Here is a 17,341-nt window from a genome sequence, read left to right on the forward strand (position 1 = left end):
AAAGCATGTTAAATAAATGTAATTGCTGCTAGATAAAGCACTAGGAGAACTAGAACAACAGTTGCAGCAGCCAAAGCTTGCTTACCAATTGTATCTGGATCTGAGATTGATTCTGCAATCTTTCTCGCAGCTTGAGTAATGGTTTTACCTGCTGCTTGGAAGATATCAATTGAACCTGTGCTTGTTGAACTATTTCCAGAAATCGCTGAAGACCAACCACTCAAAACCTCAGCAATTTGTTCTGCTAATTGCTGTGTTAACGCTCTAGTTGTCTCAGCCAACTCATTAACAGCCGTAGCTTGTATATGATTGGCGGTCTCAGTATAGTTATTTGCACTGGTATTATAAGTAACCGGTACAGTCGTTGTTGTCGTTGATGAATACTGATTCCTACGGTAACTATCAGGTGTCACTGGACGCTCGCCTTCATTGAAGACGCTAAAAGTCTGTGTCAGGTAATGAATATTGTTATTCGTATCAATCAACTCAAAGGTCATTTTATGAATACCAGTCGTTTGTTCTGCCAAATGGTAGGCACTCAAACCAGCATTGACCTCATCCAAAGTTCCTTCAACAAAGTAACTATGATGAATTTGTTTACCATCAAGGACTAGATTAAGCCCCTTAATCTTCTTACCTTCCATCTTGTTAACATCAAAATTGACGTTAAAGATTTCACCACGTGCTAAATAAAGAATGTCTGTATTCCCTGTAACAGCAGGTTGATCTTCAAGAAGCGCTCCAGTACTGTCTCGTTTTGGAACAACGGTGTAAACTTCAGAAGTGATTGGAGTCGCTAAGATTTCTGAAATGAGTCCATCCGTAAAGGTTACCTCTGACGAATAGGTCAAACTCTCACTTTGCAACATAGAAACCACTTCAGAAGTTTCAAAGACCTCAGAAGTTGATGATGAATCTTTCCAACCAATCGTGAGGACAGTTAAGCTATCTTCTGAATTATTATTTAACTGACTCGTTTCTGGAGCCGTAGATGCAAGAGAGCTTGCAGTACTTGCAGACTCAGAAGCGACTTCAGAAGTTGCAATAGCTTGGCTAGTAGGAGTCGCACTTACAGATGTCGTATGAGAATCCAGTGAAGAATACTCTGATTTTTCAATAACATCATGTGTATTTCCAGCAAGTTCGGATGTATATAGTGTGCTTTCACTCTTATACATTGAAGTTACAGCTTGAGACTCTGCAGTCGCTGTAGCCTCACGAGACTTATCATAAGTAAGCACAATATTTGGTTTTGCTTGTTCAGAATCAGATGTTGAGTTTGCATCTCCTCGTTCAGACGCCGCTACTGATCGATCCTCACCAAAAGCTTGGGCACGAGCCTCTTCTGAATGAGATGAAGTCGTAGAAACGCTAGTCTCCACGATATCAACTTGAGAATGTACCTCAAGAAGCCCCTCATCTGTCTCACTTGAAGAGACAACCATCAGTGACGTTGAGGTCACTACTGAACTTACTTGACTCGCTGGCTCTGCCTTAGCTCCTACTGAGGAAAAATCAACCTGAGGAGCAACTGGAGCCGGTGCCTCACTATTAACATAATCTATTTTAGCTTCATCAGATTTTACCTGAACCTCATCTGCTTTACCTGTTTGAAGCGTAAAGCTAGATAAAATCAAAGCAGCAAAAGTTGTATAGAAAACTTTTTTCTTAGCTATTTCCATTCACCTCCTCATTTTTTATGGCCTCATTTACTAATATTATAGACTTTTTTTTTACTTTCTGTCAAATTAGTTTTATTAAAAAACGCTATAATATCAGGGTTTTACACGTGTCAGACATCCCTTAACTTTCTCATTTTCAAGGTGCTAAATATTAGTTTCATCTTATTTTTTATTGTCAAATCGCTGAATTACTTTGATTCTCAAATAATCTAAATTTTGAAGCTTCAACTAATTGTCACAATTTTTATAGCCTTTAAATAACAAAAAATCCTGCTCTCGGCAGAATTTTTAGATTTCTTTTTCAACTTCGTCAATACACCAAGCAATTAGTTCCTCTAAGCGAGCAATATCCTCGGTCATATGAAGATAGCCCATGACTGCTTCGAAGCCTGTTGACATTTTGTAGGTAATGACATCTGTATTTTTAGCCTTGGTATGGCTATTCGCATTACGACCTCGTTTATAGATATCTAGCTCTTTTTCAGTCAAAAGCTCTTGCTCTAGCATTTTTTCAATGAGACTAGCCTGCGCCTTTGCCGACACATAGCGTGTAGCTAGACGGTGCAATTGATTTGGCTTGGTCTGACCTTGAAAAATCAGGTGACGGCGAATGTACAAGGAATAAACAGCATCTCCCTCAAAAGCGAGAGCAATACCATTAATAAGGTTGACATCAAGATGTTTAGTCACGTGTCCACCTCACGCCCTCCTTGGTATCAAGAAGTTTGATACCTTGAGCAGCCAACTCATCGCGAATGCGGTCTGCTGTCGCAAAGTCCTTGTTGGCACGCGCTGCTTGACGCTCTTCAATGAGTTTTTCGATATCTTCATCAAGGACTTCTTCTTCGAAAACAATACCGAAGACTTGGAGCATTTTTTCAAAAGCATCCTTAACGGTTTGGTCATAATTGCCTGAATTAATCCATTTGGCCATGTCAAACAGAACAGTCACACCATTCGCTGTATTAAAGTCATCATCCATAGCTTCTTGGAAGGCTTCAAGATAAGTTTGCAACTCATCTTGATTCACCTGATCTGTCAAGGGAAGACTGTGGGTGTTTTTCAAATACTTAAGATTGACTTCAGCATCATGAATAGCTTTTTCAGTAAAGTTAATTGGCTTACGGTACTGTTGTGTTGCTAGGAAGAAGCGAAGCACTTGACCATCGACTGTCTTAAGCATATCATGAACCGTTACAAAGTTACCTAAGGATTTTGACATTTTCTCATTGTCCACATTGACAAAACCGTTGTGCATCCAGTAGTTGGCGAAGGTCTTGCCAGTTTTGGCTTCTGATTGTGCAATTTCATTGGTATGGTGTGGAAACTCAAGGTCTGCCCCTCCACCATGGATGTCGATGGTATCTCCAAGGATTTCAGTCGCCATAACTGAACATTCGATGTGCCAACCAGGACGACCAAGTCCCCACGGGCTGTCCCAAGAAACTTCTCCCTCTTTGGCAGCTTTCCAAAGGGCAAAATCCAGAGGATTCTCCTTACGTTCTGTTTCAGCATCCGTACGTCCGCTTGCACCAATTTCAAGATCTTCCAAAGTCTTGTTAGCTAATTTAGCATAGTTGTTTGACTTAGCTACTCGGAAGTAAACATCACCTTCAGAGACATAGGCGAATCCTTTGTCAACCAAGGTTGACACAAATGCAATGATTTCATCCATGTAGTTAATAACACGAGGATTTTGTGTCGCTGGTTTAATGCCAAGCTGTGCAGTATCTTCCATAAAAGCTGCGATAAACTTGTCCGACAATTCTTTAGTTGAAATACCAGCTTCATTGGCTGCCTTGATAATCTTATCATCTACATCCGTAAAGTTAGAAATATAGTTGACTGTGTAGCCACAATACTCAAAATAACGACGAATAGTATCAAAAGCTACTGCTGAACGGGCATTTCCGATATGAATATAATTGTAAACTGTTGGTCCGCAGACATACATATTGACAACATTTTCTGTCAAAGGTACAAAATCACGGAGCGAACGCGTCATCGTATCATAAATTTTAATCACTAGAGATTCCTTTCAATTAACTGGAAACTATTTTTTATCCTTGATATGGTTTAGGTATAAACACAAGAGTATCACAAGAATGATAATCCATATAGCCGCAACTAGCTGACCTTGAGCCAAGAGAGACATAGCTGAAAGGAAACTCCCAACTATATAGAAGACCAAAAAAGGATTGTTTTTGAATAAATTTTTCATAACTCAAGTATTACTTGTGACGTTGCTTAAAAACAAGACCAGCCCATAAAAGAGCAATGCAAAACCACAAGGCTGCCATGCTATAGTCTGCTCTATGTAAAGCAATGTAAACAAGGGCAAGAGGGCCCACGACCGTCAATCGAGTCACCTTTGAACTAAATAGTTTCATCGTTTCCTTTCCTTATAGCCGTGATGAGTGGAAGCTAGCTGCTTTTAGAAGGTCTTCTAGTTTTTCGCTATAGTATTCACGTCCTTCTTCAATATCGTGAATAACTTCTTCATCCTTTTGACCATGAACACGCACAACCTTAGCAGGAACACCAACGACTGTAACATCTTCTGGGACATCCGCAACAACCACAGCTGCCGCACCGACCTTAGAATTCTTTCCAATCTCAATAGGGCCTATGACCTGAGCATGGGCTGAAACCAAGGCACCCTCACGAACGGTTGGGTGACGTTTTCCGACATCTTTACCAGTACCACCTAAAGTGACACCGTGGTAAAGCATAGCACCCTTCTCCACAACAGCTGTCTCACCAATGACAAGGCCTGAGCCATGGTCGATGAAAACACCTTCAGCAATCTGAGCCCCTGGGTGAATCTCGATTTGAGTCCAGAAGCGCCAAAACTGACTATGCATACGCGCTAAGAGTCGACAATGGTGGCGCCAGAGAAAATGTGAGATACGATGAGCAGCCAAGGCTTTTAATCCAGGGTAGGTTAAAAGAACCTCCAGACTCGTCCGAGCTGCTGGGTCATTTTTCTTTACTATATCAATACTTTCTTTCCACCAACCCATTTAGGTCACTCCTTACATCATTATTGCTATTATTGTTTGTTGTGGCCCTATTATTTCTTTAAAGTGGAGAGCTGTAAACACTAGGTCTACTCGCTATCCCCCTCAAAATAAGACCAATCGACTAACTCAGGTTGCTCATCAAACGGATTGATGACAATACCTTGAACCTTATCCAACTCATTTTCACCTGTTGAAGGCTGGTAAATTTCTGACAGTGGCCATTGTAAAATCGTCCCTTTAGCCTTACGGAAAGGTAGGCCAAAAGTTTCGTTACCGTACCATTTTGCAAAGCTCGTTAAGTTCGTAAACACTGGCACATAACTCTGTCCCTCTGCATTCGACATGGTCGCAAAGAAACGGTCATCCTGACCATCTTCCTCGCGTTTGTGAATGAAGGCTGGAACAAGATAAATCTTATCTTTAAAATCTGCCTTTTGATTTTCCTCACCCAAAAGATTATTTAAGGTCTGAGTGAAATAGTTGATAAACTGGATAAGTTCACTGCTTGCAAACAGAGTGGTGTTTGAGAAATCACCATCCTCTTTTAAATTGAAAGCAAGACCAAAAAGCTCTGCCTGAACCAGTTGTGTTAGGATATCTAAGCTTGAACGTTCTATCCAAGTCTGTTCTCGAGCACTCTCTTGAGTAGCTTTGAAAGATTGTAAGTCCTGTTCACTAGTGAAGACAGGAACAACCTTCTTGCCTTCCACTTCAACTGCGTAGAGGTCTTGGGCAGCCAAGACGGGAGTACGTTGTAGGTGATTAACCAAAGCCAAACTGGTCAAAAAGTGGTCTGGTTCCTTTAAAAATTCTTTTAGAGTTTCATCAAAAGCTTGCAATTCTTGATTTTCTGTCATTCTTCTATCTGTTCTTTCGTTTCTGATTTATCAGGATTTTTCGGTGCTTCACCATTTTCATTATGGTGGCGTGGTTTGTGATGAGAACGACGGCGGTGACGATGCTCTCCTTTATTTTCTCCGTCCTCAATCTTTTCAGGCTTAGGAAGCAAGGTCTTGATTGAGGCATCGATACGTCCTTTTTCATCGATTTTGATAATTTTAACAGTTACCATATCCCCAACCTTAACCACATCTTCGACACGCTCAGTGCGTTCCCAAGCTAGTTCTGAGATGTGGACAAGAGCATCTGTCTTATTAAAGAGGTGAACAAAGGCACCGAACTTTTCAATACGCACAACTGGTACAGTGTAAACCTCTCCAACCTTAGCTTCACGTACAAGATCGGAGATGATAGCCTTAGCACGGTTAATAGCATTCTGATCACTAGAGAAAATCTGAACAAGACCTTCTTCATCGATATCGATAGTGACACCAGTCTCAGCGATAATCTTGTCAATCGTTTCGCCACCTTTACCGATGACAACCTTAATCTTGTCAACAGGAATCTGAATACTGTCAATCTTAGGCGCTGTTGGTGCCAATTCTGGACGTGGCTCAGCGATTGCTGACTCAATAACGTCAAGAATCTCAAAACGAGCTACCTTGGCTTGAGCCAAAGCCTCTTCGAGAATGGCAGGTGTAATACCTGAAATCTTAATATCCATCTGAAGAGCTGTAATTCCTTGACGTGTACCAGCTACTTTAAAGTCCATATCTCCAAAATGGTCTTCTAAACCTTGAATATCCGTCAGGACAGTGTAGTTAGTACCATCTGAGATAAGCCCCATAGCTATCCCTGCAACAGGCGCCTTAATCGGTACACCACCAGCCATAAGAGCCAAGGTTCCTGCACAAATAGAGGCTTGTGAGGAAGAACCATTTGACTCCAAGACTTCTGCTACCAAACGGATAGCATAAGGGAACTCTTCAACACTTGGAAGAACCTGAGCAAGGGCACGTTCACCTAGGGCTCCGTGACCTATTTCACGTCGACCTGGTGCACCGTAACGCCCTGTTTCACCCACTGAATACTGAGGGAAATTATAGTGGTGAAGGAAGCGTTTCTTATACTCTGGATCCAAACCATCAACAAGTTGTGTATCACTCATAGGTGCTAAAGTCAAAACTGACAAGGCTTGAGTTTGTCCACGTGTAAAGAGACCTGAACCATGAACCTTAGGAAGAAAGTCAATCTCTGCGTCCAAAGGACGGATTTCATCCACACGACGACCATCTGGACGAACCTTATCCTCGGTAATGAGACGGCGTACTTCAGCATGTTCCATCTGCTCAAGGATTTCTGCTACATCACGCAGAATGGTTTCCTTATCTTCATCTTCTGCAAAGCGTTCTTGATAAGAGGCGAGGACTTCTTCTTTTACAGCCTGAGTTGCTGCTTCACGCGCCAGTTTTTCTTCCACCTGAACAGCCTTAGCTAACTGATCATAATAAGCCGTTTCGATTTCGACTTTCAAATCAGCATCAACTTGTAGAAGTTCAACCTCAGCCTTTTCCTTACCAACAGCTGCAACGATATAATTTTGGAAATCAACCAACTCTTGAATAGCCTCATGTCCCTTCAAGAGTGCTTGCAACATAATATCCTCAGACAATTCCTGAGCACCCGACTCTACCATATTGATAGCTTCCTTGGTACCTGCCACTGTCAAGTCTAAAAGTGAAATTTCCTTATCTGCTGCACTTGGGTTGATGATGAAATCTTCTGCGGCATAGGCCACTTGAACCCCAGCAATCGGACCATTGAAAGGAATGTCAGAAATAGAAAGAGCTAAAGAGCTGCCAAACATAGCTGCCATCGGAGCACTAGCATTCTCATCATAAGAGAGGACGGTGTTAATGACTTGAACTTCATTTCGGAAGCCTTCCGCAAACATAGGACGAATAGGACGGTCAATGAGGCGAGCAGTCAACGTGGCATCTGTTGAGGGACGACCCTCACGCTTGTTAAAGCCCCCCGGGAACTTACCAGCTGCATACATTTTTTCCTCATAATTAACCTGTAAAGGAAAGAAATCTGCAGTTGCCATCTTTTTAGACATAACAGCTGTTGATAATACCGTTGTATCTCCATAACGCACGACGACAGCACCATTAGCCTGCTTGGCTACCTGCCCAACTTCAACGACAAGCGGGCGTCCTGCAAAGGTCATCTCAAAAGTTTGTTTAGCCATGTTTGATCCCTCTTTTTATCCATGACCAGCCCTTATAAAAACGAACCGGTCAACTTTATGTCATTCATTTGATATAACTTTCATTTTACCATAATATAGTCAAAAATGGCAGAGCTCCGGCATAAGTTAGCAGCTAAGATTCCCTTTCTCTCAGATATTTAAGTCGTTTTGTGATATAATAAACACCTATGAGAGACAAAGGAATGACTATGAAAAAATTACAACACATCATTATGATTGCCTTAATCTTACTAGGCCTAGTAACACCTGCTCTAGCACAAGAACAGACAGATGACTTCAATGTTTCTGCTAAACATGCGATTGCTATCGAAGCAACTACAGGAAAAGTCCTCTATGAAAAGGACGCCACTACCCCTGATGGTGTGGCTTCAATGACTAAAATCCTAACAGCCTACATGGTCTATAAAGCAGTTGATCAAGGAAAAATTACCTGGGACACTGAAGTAGATATTTCAGACTATCCTTTCAACTTAACCGTTGATTCAGAAGTTTCAAATGTCCCACTGGATTCCCGAAAATACACTGTTAAACAACTCCTAGATGCCACCCTCATTTCCAGCGCTAACAGTGCTGCTATTGCTCTGGCTGAAAAAATCTCAGGATCAGAGAGTGCCTTCGTTGACGCTATGACAGCACAACTAAAAGAATGGGGAATTACAGATGCTAAATTATTTAACGCTTCTGGTCTAAATAATAAATATCTTGGGGATAATCGCTATCCTGGCTCAAAACCAGATGACGAGAACACGATGAGCGCCCTAGATGTTGCAATTATTGCGGACCACCTCATCAAAGACTATCCTCAGGTACTTGAAATCACCAAGCAAACCGAAACTGACTTCGAAGGTGACAACAAATTAACGACACACAACTACATGTTGGAGGGGCAAGACAACTTCCGTGAAGGCGTTGATGGACTCAAGACGGGAACAACCGAACTTGCAGGGGCATCCTTTGTAGCCCACTCCAATGAAAATGGCATGAGTTTGATTACAGTTGTTATGAATGCGGACAATGGCGGAGAAGATGAAGCTGCCAGATTCACAGCCACAAATGAGTTGCTAGATTATGTGACTCAAAACTGGGAAATCAAAACCCTCAACACCAAAGGACAAATCGTCAAGAAAAATGATATTAAGGTAGCCGATGGAGACAGTCAAACCATCTCTGCTAAGCTCGAGTCAGACCTTACAGTCGTTCAAAAAATAAACAGCAAAAATGATACTGTTAAAATCAAAGCAAAAACTATAACAGCACCTATCAAAAAAGGTGACACTATTGGAACAGCGACCTTTGATGATAAGGATCTCGTTGGAACAGGTTACATCTCTGATCCACCTCAAATTTCTGTAACAGCCAACCAATCTATCAAGAAAAGTTTCTTCTTAAAAGTTTGGTGGAACCATATCGTTAATTTCTTTACAGGAAACAAGTAAACACAAAACTACCTTTTAGCTATCAAAAGGTAGTTTTATCTTGCCTTAAAAATTAGTCCTGTAAGTAAAAGCCCCTTCTCAACACCTTAAGTTCCTCTCAAAATGTGGTATAATAAATATCCAAAACACATGAAGGAACAAACCATGAAAAAACTGATTACGCTTATGATAACCTTCTTACTCTGTCTGGGAAGCGTAGCCCCTGCTTTTGCAGCAGATAAGAAAAAAGGATATGATGCCGCAGCCAAACATGCCATCGCTGTCGAAGCTAATACTGGCAAAATTTTATATGAAAAAGATGCCACTACCTCTACAGGGATTGGCTCTATTACCAAGCTCCTAACAGCCTATATGGTTTATAAAGCGGTAGATCAGGGAGACCTCAAATGGAACAGCAAAGTTGACATTTCTGACTACCCCTTTGAACTAACTGTCAGTGCCGGAGTATCTAATATTCCACTAGATGCCCGCAAATACACTGTCAAACAACTTCTTGACGCAACTCTTATTTCCAGTGCCAACAGTGCATCTATTGCTCTAGCCGAGGAAATCGGAGGAACCGAAAGTAAGTTTGTCGACATGATGAAAGCCCAACTTAAAGATTGGGGTATCACTGATGCTAAGATTGTCAATGCCTCTGGTCTCAATAATTCTTACTTAGGTGACAATATCTATCCAGGCTCTAAATCAGACGAAGAAAATACCATGAGTGCTAAAGATGTTGCTATCATTGCACAACACGTAGTGAAAGAATATCCTGAAATTCTCGATATCACTAAAAAAACTGAAGCTGATTTTGATGGTGTCAACAAACTCAAAACCTTCAACTATATGCTCAAGGGACAACCTAGTTACCGTAAAGGTGTAGATGGCCTAAAAACAGGGACCACTGATTTAGCCGGTGCTTCCTTCGTGGCCCACTCAAATGAAAGCGGCATGAGCATTATCACAGTCATTTTGAATGCTGATAATACCGATACTGATGACTACGCCCGTTTCACTGCAACCAATGACCTACTTAACTACGTAGTCTATCATTGGGAAAGCAAGACCATTGCCAAAAAAGGACAAGCTATTGGTAAAAGCCAAGCCAATGTCCTTGATGGGAAATCTAAGCAAGTCACTGCTGTTGCTAAGTCTGACTTTAATATCATCCAAAAAATAGATGCTAACAATAGTAAACATATTAAAGTCACTACCAATCAAGTCCAAGCCCCTGTCAACTCAAGTGACAAGGTTGGAACGGCTACCTTTGAAGATAAGTCACTTGTAGGAGAAGGTTACTTGCCTAACCAAGGTATGCCTAGCATGGAACTGGTTGCTGGTAAAGAAGTTAAAAAAAGCTTCTTCCTCAAGGTCTGGTGGAATCACTTTGTCAACTTTGTCAACGAAAAACTCTAGTCATTACAGTCGAGCTTTGCTCGGCTTTTTCTTTTACCCCACCTTTACAGAAAGATTGACTCTACCTTGACTCCTATTGACACAAAAAAAGACAAACTACAGGTGTAGTTTGTCTTTTTGTTTGATTTTTACACTACTGTAAAGGTTAATTTATCTTTCGAGCAGCCGATTTTAAGGGTTTGTCCACTAACCACTTGGCCACCTAGTAAGAGCTCAGATAACTTGTCCTCCACTTGAGTTTGAATCGTACGACGTAACGGACGAGCACCCATCTCAACATCATAGCCATCTTTAGCTAAATGCTTGAGAGCAGCTGGTTGGAATTTCAAGTCAATCCCTTTTTCAGCCAAAGCTGATACCAACGGTTTCACCATAATCTTGACAATCTCGCGAAGTTGTTCTTCCTCTAGACTATGGAAGACAACCTTCTCATCAATACGGTTGATAAACTCTGGACGGTAGGCCTTCTTAAGTTCTTCCATAATACGTGACTGCATTGCTTGGTGATTATGAGAAATGTCTTGAGCACCAAAACCAACAGTCTTATCATCACGAAGAGCAGTCGCTCCCAAGTTCGAAGTCATAATGATAATGGTATTTGAGAAGTCAACTTTACGACCTCGACTATCCGTCAAGACACCATCATCCAAAACTTGTAAGAGGATGTTGAAAATATCTGGGTGAGCCTTTTCCACCTCGTCAAAGAGGAGAACTGAGTAAGGCTTATTGCGAACTTTCTCTGTTAATTCACCACCCTCATCATATCCAACATAACCTGGAGGAGCACCATTAAGTCGGCTAGCCGCAAATTTTTCCATGTATTCTGACATGTCAAAGCGAAGCAAAGCTGACTCATCATCAAAGAGAACTTCCGCCAAAGCCTTGGCCAATTCTGTCTTACCAACACCAGTAGGTCCAAGGAACATAAAGGAACCAATTGGACGTTTTCCAGTACGAATACCTGACTGGTTACGACGAATAGCACGACTAATGGCTGAAACTGCTTCATCTTGACCAATAACACGTTTGTGAAGCTCTGCTTCCAGATTCAAGTAACGCTTGCTATCTGCCTGTGTTATCTTCTCAACAGGAATACCTGATAGACGACTAAGGGTTTGCATAATCTGATCTGCATCTACCAAGGCAGGTTTTGGTAATTTTGCTTTTTGGCTAGCCTTATATTGTTTAACAGCAGCCTTCATATCACCAGATAGAAGTGCTTCATCCAAAGGCGTTATCTCACGTTTGGCTTCTTTTTTGATACGACCTTGAACAGTTGCACTCGCTTCATCTAAAAGATCAATGGCAGAGTCGGGTAAGTTTTTACTCGTCAAATAACGGTGGGCTGCCTTGACTGCTGTCTCAACTGCCTCATCAGTAATCGTTACACGATGATAGTCTTCATAAGACGAACGTAGGCCTTTTAGAATATCAATCGCCTCAGCTACACTTGGCTCCTCAATTGTAATCTTAGCAAAACGGCGAGAAAGAGCTGCATCTTTTTCAATATGCTTCTGGTACTCAGCTTGAGTAGTTGCTCCAACCATATGAAGAGTTCCACGTGCTAGAGCGGGTTTCAAAATATTCGCTGCATCTAAGGTACTATCAATACCTGAACCAGAACCGATAATCGTATGCAATTCGTCAATAAAGAGAATGATTTTTCCATCAGCTTCAATCTCATCGATGATTTGATTCATACGTTCTTCGAAATCGCCACGGAAACGTGTTCCTGCAACCACACTCATCATATCAAGCTCTAAGATACGCATATCAGCCAACTCAAAAGGTACTTCGCCTGAAGCAATACGTTGTGCCAAGCCAAGCGCAAGTGCCGTTTTACCAACACCTGCTTCACCCACAAGAACTGGGTTATTCTTCGTTTTACGACTCAAAACCTGAATCATGCGTGAAATTTCTTTCTCACGTCCAATAACAGGATCAAGAGCACCTGACTCGGCTACTGCCGTTAAGTCCTTGGTATAATCTGACAGTTCCCCAGTAGAAGATTGAGGAGGCTGCATCATATTAGCAAAATTCCCTGATGCCTTTGACTTTTTAGGCTTACGAAGGTCATGAATGGCCTTCAAATCTTGCTTACTAAGACCTGCGTAACGCTCCAAAGAACGTCGTAAATCGATAATGCGAGGCTTATCGCTGTCATCCTTATATTGAAAACCAGCAACTTCAAGGAGACGACAAACCATCAAATCCTTATGAAGAAGGAAGGCCATCAATACATGTTCAGAACCTACCTCTACAGCACCAGTCACACCAGCAATTCCCTCTGCCTCTTGCAACATAGCCTCTAAAGCATGCGACTGTGCACGTAAATCGATAACATCTGATTCAGACAAGTCTTTTGGACTTTTCTCCATCGCTAGTACAGCAGCGGTCTCAATCTCTTCCGCACGAATACGGTCCTCAAAATCAGTAAATGTTAGGTAGGCTACAGATCCTGGAACCTCAACCATAGCCAGAAGCACATGCCAAGTCTCCAAGAAAGGACTTCCAAAACGCTCTGCCTCAAGCTGAGCACGATGGAAAATAGCCTGCATTTTTCTTGAATATGTCGTCATCTAATTTCCTTTTCTATCCAATCTAAGTAATAGCGAGCGTAGAATACGCGAACGAATAGCAGCCGCATCTTCGCCTAAAACATCATCACTAGCAGTTGCTAAAATCAAATTTCCCTCACGTTCAGTGATGATTTTTTCATCAAAAAGCAACTGAATCAAGTCTGTAAATACCTGCTCGCTGAGCTTATCTGCCAAGTTCTGAAGCAAATCATTAATCATGTGGTGCTTGTCGGAGAATCTGACCTTGACGATACGAATATAACCGCCACCTCCACGTTTACTCTCAACAATATAACCACGACTTTCTGTAAAACGAGTCTTAATAACATAGTTAATCTGACTCGGTACAACTTGAAAAGTATCTGCTAAGTTCGAGCGTTGAATCTCAGCAATTCCAGACTGGCCCAGCAATTCTTTAATATATTCTTCTATACTATCTGATGTATTTCTTGCCATCTTAATTCCTCCAGTCTAATTTGACTATAACTGACTATTATTATACCAAAAATGTCAGCTCATGGGAAACTATACCCTCAAAAAGCTTTTTAAAGTTGTCATTAGAGACCATATAAGATACAATAAATAAGACTGAAATATTAGGTAACTTAAGGTGTTTGATTCAAATTTTCTATCTACTTTGATAGGCTGAGACCCACCTAATCCAACAAGTACTTTTTAGCACTTTCGCAGTAGTATTAGTCTTATCACTCTCGATAAAGCTCATGTCATTTTGAGTCTTATCTCTTATTTTATTCCCCTATGAAAGGTTACTCATGAAATACATCATTGCACTCTTAATCTCTATGATTCCTTTGGTTGAGCTCCGTGGAGCCGTTCCTGTTGCTATCGCCTCAGGTATCCCTTGGTGGCAAGCCCTAATTCTTTGTGTCATTGGGAACATGATTCCAGTTCCAATTATCTTCTTCTTCGCCCGCCGTGTCCTCGAATGGGGGGCAGATAAACCTCTAATTGGTGGCTTCTTTACCTGGTGTCTTAAAAAAGGTCACAGTGGTGGCCAAAAACTTGAAAAAGCTGCTGGAGATAAGGGTGTCTTCTGGGCCCTTCTACTTTTTGTGGGAATTCCGCTTCCAGGAACAGGAGCTTGGACTGGTACCCTAGCAGCATCTATCCTAGATTGGGACTTTAAACGTAGTGTTATTGCTGTTATGCTTGGGGTTATCCTTGCAGGTATCATCATGGGAACACTCTCTCTTCTACTTGGTGTAAATACCTTCGCTCATTAATTACTTTTTTCAACGTCTGGGGCATGCTCAGACGTTTTTTTAATAGCAACAAAAAAGAAGTTACGATTCATTCACGTAACTTCTTTTCTTTTTATCTAGCAACTAGAATTAGTTGTTAAGAGCTGCTGCCATTGTAGCTGCAACTTCTGATTCAAAGTCGTTAGATGCTTTTTCGATACCTTCACCAACTTCAAAGCGAACGAATTCTACTACTGAAGCGTTTACTGATTCAAGGTAAGCTTCAACTGTTTTGCTGTCGTCCATGATGTAAACTTGAGCAAGAAGTGTGTATGCTTGGTCAACTTTAGTGTTGTCAAGCAAGAAGCGGTCCATTTTACCTGGGATGATTTTATCCCAGATTTTTTCTGGTTTACCTTCAGCAGCCAACTCAGCTTTGATATCTTCTTCAGCTTGAGCAAGAACAGCATCAGTCAATTGAGCTTTAGAACCATATTTAAGGTGTGGAAGAGCTGGTTTGTTAACCATAGCACGGCTTTCGTTATCTTGATCGATAGCGTGGTTAAGTTGTGCCAATTCATCTTTAACAAATTGTTCGTCCAATTCAGTGTATGAAAGAACAGTTGGTTTCATCGCTGCGATGTGCATTGAGATTTGTTTTGCAAGAGCATCATCTCCACCTTCGATAACTGAAACAACACCGATACGTCCACCGTTGTGTTGGTAAGCTCCGAAGTGTTGTGCATCAGTTTTCTCAACAACTGCAAAACGACGGAATGAAATCTTTTCACCGATAGTAGCTGTAGCAGTTACGTATGCAGCTTCAAGAGTTTCACCTGAAGGCATAGTCAATGCAAGTGCTTCTTCGTTGTTAGCTGGTTTACCTTCAGCAATTACTTTAGCTGTTTCGTTTACCAACTCAACGAATTGAGCGTTCTTCGCAACGAAGTCAGTTTCAGCGTTAACTTCAACAACTGCTGCAACGTTACCGTTAACGTAAACACCAGTCAAACCTTCAGCTGCAACACGGTCAGCTTTCTTAGCTGCTTTAGCCATACCTTTTTCGCGAAGCAATTCAATTGCTTTTTCGATATCACCTTCAACTTCAACCAATGCTTTTTTAGCGTCCATGACACCAGCACCAGATTTTTCACGCAATTCTTTAACAAGTTTAGCTGTAATTTCTGCCATTTTGTTTTTCTCCAAATTTATTTTATCAAACTAAGGGGCAGGGCTGAGCCCCGCCCCTTAGGTGTTTGTCGTATCTTTAGTGGGCATTGAGCCCAAACCAATCTTAAAGATTAGTTGTTGTCACCTTCGACAACTTCAACGATTTCTTCGATTGAATCAGCTGCAGCTGCTTCTTGGAAATCTGCAGAAGCATCTTCACCTTGGTTACCTTCGATGATAGCATCAGCCATTTTTGAAGTGATCAATTTAACGGCACGGATAGCGTCATCGTTAGCTGGGATGATTACATCAATCTCATCTGGATCAGCGTTTGTATCAACCATCGCTACAACTGGGATACCAAGTTTTTTAGCTTCTTTCACAGCGATTTGTTCTTTGTGTGGGTCAACGATGTAGATTACATCTGGAATGCGAGGCATATCTTCGATACCACCCAAGAATTTTTCAAGACGTGCACGTTGTTTGTTAAGAAGTGCAACTTCTTTCTTAGGAAGAACTTCGAAAGTTCCATCAGCTTCCATTTGTTTGATTTCTTTCAAACGAGCGATACGTTTTTGGATAGTATCCCAGTTTGTAAGAGTACCACCCAACCAACGGTGGTTGATGTAGTATTGACCAGCACGAGTTGCTTCTTCAGCTACTGCTTCAGCTGCTTGTTTTTTAGTACCAACGAACAAGATTACTGCATCGTTAGCTGCTGCTTCACGAACGAATTCGTAAGCTGTATCAGCCATTTTTACAGTTTGTTGCAAGTCGATAACGTGGATCCCGTTACGTTCTGTGAAGATGTACTTAGCCATCTTAGGATTCCAGCGACGAGTTTGGTGACCGAAGTGAACACCAGCCTCAAGAAGTTGTTTCATTGAAATTACTGCCATGAGTATTTCTCCTTAAAAATTGTTTTTTCCTCTTCTAAGCTTTAGACTTGCAGTCCCACCCTGCGGCAACAAGACCACAATCGGCTTAGAATGAGTATTTGTCACTTTACGCAACTATAGTAGTTTATCAAAAAAAGTGACATTTGACAAGCTCTAAAATCAGTCTGACCATTAGAAAAAATTCACCCGTATTGAAATTGCAATCGTTTTCTTTGAGGTTGATAAGTATTTTGTTTATAATTAGGCTATCAAAAATAGAGGAGGACATTATTTTGTCATTAGTCGGAAAAGAAATTATTGAATTTTCAGCACAAGCTTACCACAACGGGGAATTCATTACTGTTACAGATGAAGATATTAAGGGAAAATGGGCTGTTTTCTGCTTCTACCCTGCAGATTTTTCATTTGTCTGCCCAACTGAACTCGGTGACCTTCAAGAACAATATGAAGCTCTTAAATCTCTTGGTGTAGAGGTTTACTCTGTCTCTACTGACACTCACTTTGTTCACAAAGCTTGGCATGATGACTCAGATGTTGTTGGAACTATTACTTATCCTATGATTGGAGATCCTTCACACCACATCTCACAAGGCTTTGATGTTCTTGGGCAAGATGGTCTCGCACAACGTGGTACATTCATCATTGATCCAGATGGCGTTATCCAAATGATGGAAATTAACGCTGACGGTATCGGACGGGATGCAAGCACTCTTATTGATAAAGTCCGTGCTGCTCAATATATTCGCCAACATCCAGGTGAAGTTTGTCCAGCCAAATGGAAAGAAGGAGCTGAAACACTTACTCCTAGCTTAGATCTTGTAGGTAAAATTTAACAAC

General features: G+C 41.4%; 14 protein-coding genes. 4 read left to right on the forward strand and 10 right to left on the reverse strand.

Annotated features, from left to right (window positions below):
- Positions 1-8: 8 nt before the first annotated feature.
- The 6 genes from O3670_RS05720 to pnp all read right to left on the reverse strand — a co-directional run bounded on the left by O3670_RS05720 (position 9) and on the right by pnp (position 7,796).
- A complete protein-coding gene (locus O3670_RS05720; RefSeq protein WP_195520289.1) occupies positions 9-1,682 on the reverse strand; it encodes a hypothetical protein in 1,674 nt (557 codons plus the stop codon).
- Positions 1,683-1,970: 288 nt separating this feature from the next.
- The gene (locus O3670_RS05725) at positions 1,971-2,372 is read right to left on the reverse strand and encodes a Mini-ribonuclease 3 (RefSeq protein WP_002886359.1); all 402 of its coding nucleotides are present in this window, start codon (positions 2,370-2,372) and stop codon (positions 1,971-1,973) included.
- A complete protein-coding gene (gene cysS, locus O3670_RS05730) occupies positions 2,365-3,708 on the reverse strand; it encodes a cysteine--tRNA ligase (protein ID WP_073686363.1) in 1,344 nt (447 codons plus the stop codon). Before cysS ends, O3670_RS05725 begins: the two co-directional genes overlap by 8 nt.
- Before the next feature lie 376 nt (positions 3,709-4,084).
- Positions 4,085-4,705 carry a serine O-acetyltransferase gene (cysE, locus tag O3670_RS05735; protein ID WP_014633706.1) on the reverse strand — a complete coding sequence of 207 codons (621 nt, stop codon included), beginning with the start codon at positions 4,703-4,705 and terminating at the stop codon, positions 4,085-4,087.
- 86 nt (positions 4,706-4,791) lie between these two features.
- The gene (locus O3670_RS05740) at positions 4,792-5,562 is read right to left on the reverse strand and encodes an SseB family protein (RefSeq protein WP_049546073.1); all 771 of its coding nucleotides are present in this window, start codon (positions 5,560-5,562) and stop codon (positions 4,792-4,794) included.
- Complete coding sequence (gene pnp, locus O3670_RS05745; protein ID WP_073686364.1) at positions 5,559-7,796, reverse strand: polyribonucleotide nucleotidyltransferase; 2,238 nt, start codon at positions 7,794-7,796, stop codon at positions 5,559-5,561. Before pnp ends, O3670_RS05740 begins: the two co-directional genes overlap by 4 nt.
- Positions 7,797-8,005: 209 nt before the next feature.
- On the opposite strand from pnp, the gene pbp3 (O3670_RS05750) reads away from it, so the two are divergent.
- Both pbp3 (O3670_RS05750) and pbp3 (O3670_RS05755) read left to right on the forward strand, forming a co-directional pair.
- Positions 8,006-9,253, forward strand: coding sequence for a D-alanyl-D-alanine carboxypeptidase PBP3 (pbp3, locus tag O3670_RS05750; protein ID WP_037603297.1), 1,248 nt, complete (start codon positions 8,006-8,008; stop codon positions 9,251-9,253).
- A gap of 144 nt (positions 9,254-9,397) precedes the next feature.
- Entirely contained in the window at positions 9,398-10,654 is a 1,257-nt protein-coding gene (gene pbp3 / locus O3670_RS05755) for a D-alanyl-D-alanine carboxypeptidase PBP3 (protein WP_037603298.1), read from the forward strand.
- Positions 10,655-10,782: 128 nt separating this feature from the next.
- On the opposite strand, the gene O3670_RS05760 is transcribed toward pbp3 (O3670_RS05755), so the two are convergent.
- On the reverse strand, positions 10,783-13,233 hold the full coding sequence (locus O3670_RS05760; RefSeq protein WP_371511101.1) for an ATP-dependent Clp protease ATP-binding subunit: 2,451 nt from the start codon (positions 13,231-13,233) through the stop codon (positions 10,783-10,785).
- On the reverse strand, positions 13,234-13,689 hold the full coding sequence (locus O3670_RS05765) for a CtsR family transcriptional regulator (RefSeq protein ID WP_272126820.1): 456 nt from the start codon (positions 13,687-13,689) through the stop codon (positions 13,234-13,236).
- Between the two features lie 317 nt (positions 13,690-14,006).
- Here O3670_RS05765 and O3670_RS05770 point away from each other — a divergent pair, with 317 nt between their 5' ends.
- A complete protein-coding gene (locus O3670_RS05770) occupies positions 14,007-14,477 on the forward strand; it encodes a COG2426 family protein (RefSeq protein WP_004182164.1) in 471 nt (156 codons plus the stop codon).
- Between the two features lie 108 nt (positions 14,478-14,585).
- Here the strand turns inward: O3670_RS05770 and tsf are convergent, their stop codons facing one another.
- On the reverse strand, positions 14,586-15,626 hold the full coding sequence (tsf, locus tag O3670_RS05775; RefSeq protein ID WP_002886343.1) for a translation elongation factor Ts: 1,041 nt from the start codon (positions 15,624-15,626) through the stop codon (positions 14,586-14,588).
- A gap of 110 nt (positions 15,627-15,736) precedes the next feature.
- Positions 15,737-16,504 carry a 30S ribosomal protein S2 gene (gene rpsB / locus O3670_RS05780; RefSeq protein ID WP_002886342.1) on the reverse strand — a complete coding sequence of 256 codons (768 nt, stop codon included), beginning with the start codon at positions 16,502-16,504 and terminating at the stop codon, positions 15,737-15,739.
- Positions 16,505-16,776: 272 nt separating this feature from the next.
- Between rpsB and ahpC the strand changes: the two genes are divergently transcribed.
- Positions 16,777-17,337: an alkyl hydroperoxide reductase subunit C gene (ahpC, locus tag O3670_RS05785; RefSeq protein ID WP_022496765.1), complete on the forward strand. Its 561-nt coding sequence runs from the start codon at positions 16,777-16,779 to the stop codon at positions 17,335-17,337.
- Positions 17,338-17,341: the final 4 nt, after the last annotated feature.

It is taken from the genome of Streptococcus sp. 27098_8_74, from assembly GCF_041431705.1.
Taxonomy (GTDB): domain Bacteria; phylum Bacillota; class Bacilli; order Lactobacillales; family Streptococcaceae; genus Streptococcus; species Streptococcus salivarius_E.